The sequence below is a fragment of the Coprobacillus sp. genome (assembly GCF_984815275.1).
This window is the reverse complement of the sequence record NZ_CFJNYH010000001.1, coordinates 13,599-24,638: the sequence shown is the minus strand read 5'-3', so window position 1 is coordinate 24,638 and position 11,040 is coordinate 13,599. Positions and strand designations below refer to the sequence as shown.

Sequence of the window (11,040 nt, the reverse complement as noted above, 5' to 3'; positions counted from 1 at the left end):
ATAATGGTATGGGAAGGGACGTGATACTATGGAAAGACTACAAAAGGCAATTGCTGCAAGTGGATATACTTCACGTAGAAAAGCAGAAGATTTAATTGCGGCTGGAAGAGTCAAAGTCAATGGTGAGGTCATAAGTGAATTAGGGTTCAAAGTCAAAAAGGGCGATATGATCATGATTGATGATAAAGCTTTAAAAGGAGAAAATAAAGTTTACTATGTTTTCTATAAACCAAAGGGTTGTATATGTTCATTAAGTGATGAATTAGGAAGATCTACAGTTATAGATTATTTTCCTGAAGTTGAAGAACGTATTTATCCAGTTGGAAGATTGGATTATGACACAACAGGTGTCTTGCTAATGAGTAATGATGGCGAGTTTGCAAATCTTATGATGCATCCTTCATCGCATTTGGAAAAAGTTTATGAAGTGTCAGTAAGTGGATTGGTACAAGGAGAAACATTGCATAAATTAGAAAAAGGTGTCTATTTAGAAGGAACAAAAACTTTACCTTGTAAAATCAAAGTCACTCATAAAGATATTGAACACAAAACAACTATTTTAATGATTAAGCTCGTTGAAGGGAAAAACAGACAAGTTAAGAAGATGTTTGAAGCGATGGGACATAAAGTCAAAAGATTACATCGTCTTCAAGTGGGAACGATTAATTTAAAAGGATTAACACCAGGACATTATCGTCTTTTAAAACCACAGGAAGTTAAAGAGTTAAAAACCATGGCTATGGCTAAAAAAACTTCAGTGAAAAAAAGATAATTGTATAATTGTAGAATGTCTTGCATGAGACATTCTTTTCTTGTCAATATTTGTATGATAAAGTTTATTGAAGAAAAATGAGATATGGTTATAATGATAGACAAGGAGGTATTGATATGCGTAGTGTTGTTTTAGATGAGGAAAAGGCGAATCTATGTGGAATCTGTGGTGCAAAAGAACCATTTATAGAATATAAAGAGATTGAAGGGGTTCATTTTATTTGGTGTAATAAATGTAATACAATTACTTTTTTTAAACAGCCCCAAAGTCTTGAAAAGAAACAATTGATTGAAAATGAAATGAATTTTTACAAACCAACTGATAAAAAATAAAATGATTCTGTATCAGAGTGGAGAGGAAGTTATTCAATGACTTCCTTTTTCTTATATCCTCATTTAATATGAAAAAATGCTTTTTATTTCTAGGGTTCATATAAAAATTAATATTGAATAATAACTTTAAGTATGTGAAAAATAAAAAGGACCATAACAATAATGTTACGGTCTCACTATTTTATTCATTAACTATAGCAGCTACTGGACAAGATTCCATTGCTTCTTTAGCAGAATCTTCTAATTCAGCAGGAACTTCACCAATGATGTTTTCAGCCAATCCATCATCATTTAAATCAAAAACTTCTGGACATACTGCAGTACAAGCTCCGCATCCAATACAACTTTCATTTACTTTATACATTTTTTATTCCTCCTATTTATTTCTATCATCATTATAAACTAATTATAATTATTTTTAAAGATTATTTTATAATTTTTATAGTTATGTTATAATGGGGAAGGTGATAAAATATGGAAAAACAAACAAGAATCAATAAATATAAAGATTTAAGAGAAGAAATGAAAGAAGAAGTAGCCATTGATCGTCGTGTTGTTACAACATCAACAGATGAAGATGATGATTTTTTAGCATTTCTTCCCCATGCAGAAAAACCTAAATTGGATGATACTTTAATGGAACCATTATCTTATGAAACGTTAAATAAAGATAATGAAGATGTGAAATCAGCGTTGAATGAAGCTAAAGTCAATGTAGGGAAAGAACAGTATAATACACGTTTAGATATCTTAAGCAAGATTAAACAAGATGATAGTGATTATATTCCTGCTCATGAATATCGTACGCAAGACTTTTCACAGGGACATGTTGTGAAGGAAGAGCCACAGAAAAAAATGTCTTTGTTAGAAAAGTTAGCGGCTATGTCTCCTGAGGAGGATGCCGAAGAACTTAAGAGATATGAAGAAGATCTCACAATTGCGGATTTGATGAAAGATCAAAAGAAAAAAAAGAAAGCAAAACCAGTTGTTGAAGAGACACTTAAAGCACCAGTTCAAGAAAAACCAAAACGTCAACGTCAAAGAGTTATTGAAGAACCGGTTGTCTATGATGAAGATGATGAACATGAAGATAGTAAAGTTGTTACTATTTTGAATTATGTGATTATTGTGTTTATTGTTATCTTTATTGTTTTGGCAGGTTTTATTGTGAAACAGTTATTGTTTTAAAACTAAGGGGAAACCTTAGTTTTTTAAGGAGGAAATGAAGATGAAGAAAATTTCAATTGCAATAGATGGTCCAGCAGCAGCAGGTAAGTCTACCATTGCTAAGTTAGTTGCTAGAAACTTAAATTATACGTACATAGATACTGGAGCAATGTATCGCTGTGTTGCTTATTGTGCATTAAAGAATCATGTTAATTTTGATGATGAAACTGGAGTAAGCGCATTGTTAAAAAATATTGATATTCGGATGTTGCCAGATGGAACTATTCATTTAAATCAAGAAGATGTGACATCATTAATTAGAGAAAATGAAGTATCTATGGGTGCAAGTTTGGTTTCTAAATATCAGGCAGTTAGAGAGTTTCTTGTTGATAAACAACGAGAGATGGCTCAAGGTGGAGGCGTTATTTTAGATGGCAGAGATATTGGCACTGTTGTTTTGAAGGATGCTGAACTTAAAATATATCAGATTGCAAGTATTGAATGTCGTGCAATGCGTAGACATAAGGAAAATATGGAAAGAGGTATTGCTTCTGATTTAGAAGCTATTAAGGCTGAAATTGCATTGCGTGATGAACAAGATATGACAAGAGAAATCTCGCCACTTAAAAAGGCAGATGATGCTATTGAAATTGATACTTCAGATATGACTTTAGATGAAGTTGTTGCTCATGTGATGAATTTGGTTGCTCAAAGAGTATAAAAAAGAAAGGAAGTGAATGTTTATGATTCAGGGAGTTGTGGCGATTGTTGGTCGTGCAAATGTTGGGAAATCGACGATATTTAATCGTATTGTTGGAGAAAGAGTGTCTATTGTGGAAGATATACCAGGTGTCACACGTGATCGTATTTATGCAAATGCATCATGGTTAACACGTGATTTTCGTCTCATAGATACTGGCGGTATTGAACTAGAAGATGCTTCATTTACAGAACAAATTAAAATGCAAGCTGAAATTGCAATTGAAGAAGCTGATGTTATTTTATTTGTTGTGAATGGTCGTGAAGGTATAACAAGAGAAGATGCCTTTGTTGCAAGAATGCTGCAAAAATCTAAAAAGCCAATTGTCTTGGCTGTCAATAAGATTGATGATCAGGTCTATAAAGATAATATTTATGATTTTTATAATTTAGGTGTTGGTGATCCTATTGCTGTTTCAGGGAGTCATGGAATTGGAATTGGTGATATCTTAGACCAAATTATTCATCTCATGCCAGAGAGTGAAGACCATCGTGAAGAGGATGAAATTCGTTTTTCAATAATTGGGAGACCTAATGTAGGGAAATCATCATTAACCAATGCATTATTAGGAGAAGAACGTGTTATTGTATCTGATATTGAAGGAACAACACGTGATGCTATTGATACAGCATTTGAAAAAGATGGTCAGAAATATCGGGTTATTGATACAGCGGGAATGCGTAAAAAAGGAAAAGTCTATGAAAATATTGAAAAGTATTCTATATTAAGGGCTTTATCTGCGGTAGAAAAAAGTGATGTCGTTTTGGTTGTCATTGATGGTGAGCGTGGTGTTGTTGAACAGGATAAGCATGTTGCTGGGAATGCTCATGAAGCAGGACGTGGTGTTATTTTGGTCGTGAATAAATGGGATTTGGTTCAAAAAGATGGCAAAACAATGCAAAAGATGGAAAAAGAGTTGCGTGAACAGTTTAAGTATTTAGATTATGCGCCAATTGTATTTACATCTGCAAAAGAAAAAAAACGTATTGATTTGTTATTTCCATTGATTCAAGAAGTTTATGCCAATAATCGAAAACGTGTCACAACAAGTGTATTAAATGATGTTTTGATTGATGCTCAAGCTATGAATCCAACGACAACATTTAATGGTGGACGTTTAAAAATTTATTATGTGAATCAAGTAAGTGTCTGTCCACCAACATTTGTCTTATTTACGAATGACCCAATGTATTTGCATTTTAGTTATAAACGTTATTTAGAAAACAGATTACGTGAAGCCTTTGGATTTGAAGGTACACCTATTCATATTATTGCAAGAAAGAGGGATTAAAATGAGTAAAATTGCCATTCTAGGAACTGGAAGCTGGGCAACTGGACTTGCTCGTGTACTTAATGATAATGGTCATGAAATCATGATGTATGGTATTGACCAAAGTGAAATTGATGATATTAATATTAGACACTGCAATTATAAATATTTTAAAGATGTGCAATTGGAAAAAGGGATAGTTGCTTCTTTGTCTTTGGAAAAGACATTGGCAGATGCTTCTTATATCTTAATAACAATTCCTACCCAATTTGTTAAAGATACACTGCTTAAAGTCAAATCTTTATTAAAAGAAAAGGTGACTGTTATTAATGCTGCTAAAGGTTTTGATATGAATACCAATATGCGCATGTCTGAGACAATTAGAGATGTTTTTACTGATTCTGAAATTAATCCAGTTGTTTCACTGATTGGTCCTTCACATGCTGAAGAGGTTGTTGAAAGAATATTGACTGCTGTTTGTTCAGTATCTTTAGATGAGAAAACTGCACAAGATGTACAAAAATTATTTTCTAATCAATATTTTAGAGTATATACATCTAATGATGAAATTGGTGCTGAGTATGGAGCAGCATATAAAAATGTTATTGCAGTAGCATCTGGTATTATTGCTGGTTTGGGATATGGTGATAATACAAGAGCGGCATTAATAACAAGGGGTTTGTATGAAATGAGTTTATATGGCGTTGTGAAAGGTGGACAGCGTGAAACGTATTTTGGATTAACTGGAATTGGTGATTTGATTGTCACATGTTCATCTGTTCATTCACGCAATTATCAGGCTGGACTTGAAATTGGTGAAAGCAATCGGGCAATTGATTTTATGGCTCACAATACGAAAACATGCGAAGGTGTAAGAACATGTAAGGTTATTCATGATGATGTTTCACAAAACAATTATGGTATTGAAACGCCTATTGTGGATGCTGTCTATCGTGTTCTTTATGAGAATGCTGATCCTAAGGCAACTGTTGCTGAATTAATGGCAAGAGATTTAAAGTCTGAACAATTATAAAAGAGTTGCATATATTATCCTAGGTGATCAAATTGGATAAACAAGATAAATTATTAGATAAAGTTTCTAGTAAAACACATGTTTCTAAATCAGATATTCTGTCTTTGGCAAATGATCTTCAAACAAAAGATTTAAATAACCAAGACAATATTAAAGATTTCGTCAATAAAATTTCAAAATTGACAAATAAACAAGTGCGACCAGAACAAATGAATAAGATTATTAATATCATTCAAAACAATCAAGTGCCAACTGATATTGATAAATTTATGTAGAGTCCTCATGGACTCTTTTTGTTTGAATTTGGTTGAAATAGGTGTATAATAAGATTATGAAATGAGGTGAAAGGATGAATACATTTTCTTGCTAAAACAAATGCATAATAAAGAAGAAAAAAGTAACCTTTTTTGTTATGCCTGCAAGAAGATAGACATCCTTTCATTTATATATACTTTTTTGTATATTTTATTGTGCGACAAGTCTATTTTCTTGTCGCTTTTATTTATACAAAGGAGGTATGTGTATGGCACTTATACAAGTGAAAAATTTAAGTTTTTGTTATGATGGAAGTTATGAATATATTTTTGATGATGTTTCTTTTGTGTTCGATTCGTCTTTTAAGACAGCTTTAATTGGTAGAAATGCAAGAGGAAAAACAACTTTTTTAAAACTGTTAAGGGGTGAATATGAATATCATGGTGAGATTATTAAGAGTGAGGATTGTGAATATTTTCCTTATTCTATTGAGGATATTAAGCAATATACTATTGATATTTGTTATGAAATAGATGCTCATCTTCAACAGTGGGAATTAGAAAGAGAATTGAATTTTTTAGAAGTTGATAGTGATGATGTTTTTTATCGACCATTTGAGACGTTGTCTAAAGGTGAACAGACAAAGGTTTTGTTAGCTGTATTGTTTTTAAAACATAATGCTTTTTTATTGATTGATGAACCAACTAATCATTTAGATCAATCTTCTCGAGAAATTGTTGCACGTTATTTGAAACGACAAACAGGATTTCTTTTGGTCAGTCATGATCGTCATTTTATTGATATGTGTTGTGATCATATTATTGCTATTAATCCTACATCTATAGAAGTCATGAATGGGAATTTTTCAACGTGGTATTTTGAAAAACAGAAGAGAGATGAATGGGAATTAGCTCAAAACAGTAAGTTAAAAAAAGATATTATGAAGATGGAAATATCTCGTAGAAGAACTGCAAATTGGTCTGACCAGGTAGAAAAGTCTAAAATTGGTGCTGCTGATAAGGGCTATGTTGGACATATGGCAGCAAAAATGATGAAAAGGTCTAAGAATATAGAGAAGCGTAGAAATAAGGCTATAGAAGAGAAAAAGGAGCTTTTAAAGGATATTGAAGAATATGATGACTTAAAAATCTTTCCTGAGCGTTACTTTCAACCCATTCTTATCTCCTTTTCACATATGTCTTTATTCTATGAAAACAAAATTTTATTTGAGGATTTGAGTTTTGTAATCATGAATCAGGATCGGGTCCTTTTAAAAGGGAAGAATGGTTGTGGTAAATCAAGTGTGATTTCATTCATATTGAATCAAGGTGTTCAATGTCAAGGTGATTATATGATAGGGAGCCGGTTGAAAATATCCTATGTTCCTCAAGATTGTTCTCATATTATAGGGGATATGGATGATTTTATTTGTTCTTATCATGTTGATATAACACTGGTCAAAACAATCTTAAGAAAACTTGGATTTTCTCGTTTACATTTTGAAAGAAGATTAGAAGAACTCTCAGAGGGACAGAAGAAGAAAATGATGATTGCTATCTCTTTGGCCACTTCAGCTCATCTTTATATATGGGACGAACCTTTAAATTATATTGATATTTTTTCAAGAATACAGATTGAAAAACTGATATTAGAATATCAGCCAACATTATTATTTGTAGAACATGATACTTTTTTCCAAGAATCAATAGCAACCAAAATTATTGATTTTGATGAACTTATTTGACAAAAGAATATGTAACCTTTACAATAAGAAAGAGAAATAGAAGGGGATTGTATATGAAAAATTTAGTCGTTACAGATAAAGATATTTCTAATCAGTTGTTTAAGAATTCAGTCATTGTCAATCTAAACAACATCAATTATTCTTCGTGTACAGGCGGGCTTGAATGTTTAAAATGTGAAGGTGCATGTTATTTTAAAGATGATATGAGTATTATTTCTAAATGGATGAATGATTGTCAATTAATTGTTTATATTACTAGAATTAAATATGGATGTTTTGATGTGCCATTTAAAAAAATGTTGGAACGTCTGGTCGTAAATCATGAACCTTACTATTCTATGGTTGATGGAGAGACTTGTCATCTTGGGATTAGTCAGTTAAAAAAGAAATTGTTGGTTATTAGTTATGGTGATGCTACTGATGATGAAAAAAAGATGTTTAAAGATTTGTTAGATGAATCTACACTTGGTTACACTTATTCATCAGTAGATGCTTATTTCTGTGAAGAATATGAATTAGAAGATACGCTTCAAACATTTGGAGGTGTTGATCATGGCTAAAATTCTTTTGATAAGTTCTGGACTTAAGCATGCTCAAGATTTTGTTGAACCTTTTTTAAAACGTTTAGAAGTTTATCTAAATTCTAAAGCGGATTGTGATTGTATAGATGTCAGAAGGGCTGAAACATTTGATGAAAGAACCTTTTTTGAATATGATCAGGTTGTCTTCTTATTTTCAACTGCAATGAATTCAATTCCTTCATCAACATTAGAGATTTTTCAAAAATTAGAATTACAATCAAAAAACCATACTGAAATCTATGCTTTAATTGCATGTGATGAGTATGAAGCAGAAAAATGTAATTTATCAGAACGTATTATTCAAAAATGGTGTCAAAGAGAAGACTTAAAGTTTCAAGGATCTTTGAAAATAGGTTCTGCATTCTTTATTATGAAGAGTGCATCTAAATTTGTTGTCTCAAATTATATTAAAGATTTTGCCACTGCTATTGGAAAACATGAATCTGTTGATTTGAAAGTGTCTATGTTAACGGATAAGATTTTTATGAAAACAGCAAATAAGTATTGGAATAAGGAAATTCGTAAGAAATACAAAGAAAAAATGAAGAAGTAAGAAAAAAACTCAGTTTATTATGAACTGTCTTGTCAAATAGGTAGTGTAAGAAATACAACACTGACTAGAGAAAGGCATATATCATTAATAAATTGAGTTTTTAAATATAAAATTTTAACTTGTTATAGGGAATAAGTCATTGATTTAAATTTTCTTGGATTCTAAATTGAATGATTTCTTTAATTAATTCAATTGGTAAATCTTGATGAAGAGCAAAACGAATCGTGTTTTTGTTATTGGTGGAATAATCAGAAAGTCTTTCTTTGAAATGTTCAATAGCTGATGGGGAGCAATAAAAACCAAGATGCTTTTTATTCATTGCAAATTGAACAAGAAAGCCTTTGTAATAATAAGTTGGAACACCCCATGATAGTTTCTCTTTTCCATCTGGAATGAGTTCTTGTATTATTGCTCTTAATTGATAAAGTTTTTTTTGAGAATGAGAATCATATTGTTGAATATAAATGTCAATATCATCCATGCTGCAGTATCTCCTTAATATAATCAACAGGTAACCCCATACGTTTTGCTGCGTCTTCATAAGATAAACCTTGGCTCAAAAAACGCTTAAGAACTTTTTTCATGCTTTCACCAACTTCAATCATATGTCCGTCAGGATCATAAAATCGAACGACTCTTTGACCCCATGCATATTCTTTGAGGGGATGAACAAGCGGAATATTACGAGCGTTTAATATATTCATAAAGTCATCAATATCTTCAGTATCGAAGCATAATTCATAGGCATGATTTTGAGTCACAATTTCACCACTGTTTTTTCTAATAATATCTTTCCAGATTTCGTAAGATTGAAGAACAATTCCTGCTGATAGTGTTACGCTGCCATGAAAATCCAATAAAACTCTTAGACCTAAAACATGTTTATAAAAATGTTTTGATACATTTAAATCTTTAACAATTAATAATGTATTTTTGTATTTCACTGGAACTCACCTCGTAGAACTATTTTATCATAAAAGTGAATCTGTGAACATATTTAATACTAAAGAGGAAAGAAAATCTCTTTAATGTCACATATGTTCTAAATAACAATTATTTTCATATATTGATGTGTAAGAAGGAGGAAGTATATGCAAACAATCGATATACTTAAAGACATAGGTAAAAGATGTGATGGGGATATTTATTTAGGAGTTGTTGGACCAGTCAGAGTTGGGAAATCTTCATTTATTAAACGTTTTATGGAAATGGCGGTTATTCCTTATATTGATGATCCAGATGCAAGAATTCGTGCAACTGATGAGCTTCCACAATCTGGAGAAGGAAAAATGATTATGACTGTGGAACCAAAATTTGTGCCTAATCAGGCAGCACGTATTTTTGTAGAAGAAAATCTCGGTGTAAATATTCGTTTGGTGGATTGCGTTGGTTATGTGATTGATGGTGCAAAAGGATATCAAGATGAACAGGGAATACGTTATGTGAAAACGCCATGGTATTTAGAAGCGATTCCATTTGATGAAGCCGCTAAAATTGGGACACAAAAAGTTATTCAAGATCATTCAACAATTGGTATTGTAATGACGTGTGATGGTTCTATCTGTGAAATTCCAGCAGCAGATTATGTTCAAGCTACTGATGATGTAATTCAGGAACTTAAAGAAATTGGAAAGCCATTTGTCATTGTGGTTAATTCTAAAGATCCAAGGAGCATTCAATGTACACAATTGGTAGAAGATTTAAAACAAAAACATGATGTTCCAGTTGTAGCGTTAAAAGTCAATGAAATGACAAGTGATGATATTACACATTTATTAAAAGAAGCTTTATTTGAATTTCCAATCAATGAAGTTCAAATTGAAGTTCCTCGTTGGATAGCGTTGATGGATTCAACACATTGGTTAAAACAAACTTTAGATGAATCATTAGAACAATCTTTACAGGAAATCAGTCGTTTTAGAGATGTTGAGAAGATTGCTTCAAGTATGAGTGAATTTGATTTTATTGATAAAGCATATTTATCTTCAATTGATACATCATCTTCATCTGCCTGTTTAAGAATTAAAGAGAGAAAAGGCCTTTATAATGAAATTCTAAATGAAATTCTTGGACAAGATCGTTTTGACTCAGCAATGTTTTTAAAACAAATGCAGGAATTAATGCAGATGAGTAAAGAGTATCAAGCATATCAAAGTGCTATCAAGATGGTTAAACAGACAGGTTATGGCTATGCGTTGCCAATTATGGATGATATTGAATTGAGCGATCCTGAAGTTATTAAACAGGGACCACGTTATGGTATGAAACTTGTTTCAACAGCTTCTACAATTCATATGATTAAAGTTGATATAGAATCTACGTTTGAACCAATAATTGGCTCAAAAGAGCAGGCTGAAGCATTTATTCAATATTTACAAAGCCATGGTGAAAGTAATAAAGAAGCTATATTTGATTGTGATGTCTTTGGACGTAAATTAGGTGATTTAATTAATGAAGGTATGCGTGTGAAATTAGCTTCTATGAATGAAACCGCTTGTATTCGTGTGCATGATATTCTGAGTAAAATTGTGAATAAAGGTAAGACAAATGTAATTGCAATAGTTTTATAAATT

The 11,040-nt window shown here is 31.7% G+C and carries 14 protein-coding genes; 11 read left to right on the top strand and 3 right to left on the bottom strand.

All coding sequences use genetic code 11. The features are described 5' to 3' along the window. The first annotated feature begins 28 nt into the window (after window positions 1–28). Complete coding sequence (locus tag AC5M21_RS00150) at window positions 29–772, top strand: pseudouridine synthase (protein WP_117599092.1); 744 nt, start codon at window positions 29–31, stop codon at window positions 770–772. A 116-nt stretch (window positions 773–888) separates the two neighbouring features. Next, on the top strand, window positions 889–1,104 hold the full coding sequence (locus tag AC5M21_RS00145; protein WP_117599091.1) for a hypothetical protein: 216 nt from the start codon (window positions 889–891) through the stop codon (window positions 1,102–1,104). A 181-nt stretch (window positions 1,105–1,285) separates the two neighbouring features. On the opposite strand, the gene AC5M21_RS00140 is transcribed toward AC5M21_RS00145, so the two are convergent. Next, on the bottom strand, window positions 1,286–1,468 hold the full coding sequence (locus tag AC5M21_RS00140) for a ferredoxin (RefSeq protein WP_008788817.1): 183 nt from the start codon (window positions 1,466–1,468) through the stop codon (window positions 1,286–1,288). 110 nt (window positions 1,469–1,578) lie between these two features. On the opposite strand from AC5M21_RS00140, the gene AC5M21_RS00135 reads away from it, so the two are divergent. From AC5M21_RS00135 to AC5M21_RS00100, 8 genes are all read left to right on the top strand, one after another. Then, window positions 1,579–2,292 (top strand): hypothetical protein, encoded by a 714-nt coding sequence (locus AC5M21_RS00135; RefSeq protein ID WP_302280747.1) that lies wholly within the window; start codon window positions 1,579–1,581, stop codon window positions 2,290–2,292. Between the two features lie 40 nt (window positions 2,293–2,332). Next, window positions 2,333–2,992, top strand: coding sequence for a (d)CMP kinase (cmk, locus tag AC5M21_RS00130; RefSeq protein WP_117769183.1), 660 nt, complete (start codon window positions 2,333–2,335; stop codon window positions 2,990–2,992). 22 nt (window positions 2,993–3,014) lie between these two features. Next, window positions 3,015–4,322: a ribosome biogenesis GTPase Der gene (der, locus tag AC5M21_RS00125; protein WP_008788820.1), complete on the top strand. Its 1,308-nt coding sequence runs from the start codon at window positions 3,015–3,017 to the stop codon at window positions 4,320–4,322. Between the two features lies 1 nt (window position 4,323). After that, complete coding sequence (locus AC5M21_RS00120) at window positions 4,324–5,334, top strand: NAD(P)H-dependent glycerol-3-phosphate dehydrogenase (RefSeq protein WP_008788821.1); 1,011 nt, start codon at window positions 4,324–4,326, stop codon at window positions 5,332–5,334. Window positions 5,335–5,366: 32 nt separating this feature from the next. Continuing rightward, a complete protein-coding gene (locus AC5M21_RS00115) occupies window positions 5,367–5,609 on the top strand; it encodes a stage VI sporulation protein F (RefSeq protein WP_008788822.1) in 243 nt (80 codons plus the stop codon). A 248-nt stretch (window positions 5,610–5,857) separates the two neighbouring features. Next, window positions 5,858–7,333 (top strand): ribosomal protection-like ABC-F family protein, encoded by a 1,476-nt coding sequence (gene abc-f / locus AC5M21_RS00110; protein ID WP_117599090.1) that lies wholly within the window; start codon window positions 5,858–5,860, stop codon window positions 7,331–7,333. Window positions 7,334–7,386: 53 nt separating this feature from the next. After that, window positions 7,387–7,893 carry a hypothetical protein gene (locus tag AC5M21_RS00105; RefSeq protein ID WP_008788824.1) on the top strand — a complete coding sequence of 169 codons (507 nt, stop codon included), beginning with the start codon at window positions 7,387–7,389 and terminating at the stop codon, window positions 7,891–7,893. Further along, on the top strand, window positions 7,886–8,467 hold the full coding sequence (locus tag AC5M21_RS00100; RefSeq protein WP_008788825.1) for a hypothetical protein: 582 nt from the start codon (window positions 7,886–7,888) through the stop codon (window positions 8,465–8,467). The genes AC5M21_RS00105 and AC5M21_RS00100 overlap by 8 nt, the downstream gene beginning before the upstream one ends. Window positions 8,468–8,603: 136 nt before the next feature. Here AC5M21_RS00100 and AC5M21_RS00095 read toward each other — a convergent pair whose 3' ends face one another. Both AC5M21_RS00095 and AC5M21_RS00090 read right to left on the bottom strand, forming a co-directional pair. Next, window positions 8,604–8,948 carry an iron chaperone gene (locus AC5M21_RS00095; RefSeq protein WP_008788826.1) on the bottom strand — a complete coding sequence of 115 codons (345 nt, stop codon included), beginning with the start codon at window positions 8,946–8,948 and terminating at the stop codon, window positions 8,604–8,606. Beyond that, window positions 8,941–9,411, bottom strand: coding sequence for a VOC family protein (locus tag AC5M21_RS00090; RefSeq protein ID WP_302280883.1), 471 nt, complete (start codon window positions 9,409–9,411; stop codon window positions 8,941–8,943). The genes AC5M21_RS00095 and AC5M21_RS00090 overlap by 8 nt, the downstream gene beginning before the upstream one ends. A 147-nt stretch (window positions 9,412–9,558) precedes the next feature. On the opposite strand from AC5M21_RS00090, the gene spoIVA reads away from it, so the two are divergent. After that, window positions 9,559–11,037, top strand: coding sequence for a stage IV sporulation protein A (gene spoIVA / locus AC5M21_RS00085; protein WP_008788828.1), 1,479 nt, complete (start codon window positions 9,559–9,561; stop codon window positions 11,035–11,037). The last annotated feature ends 3 nt before the right edge of the window (window positions 11,038–11,040 follow it).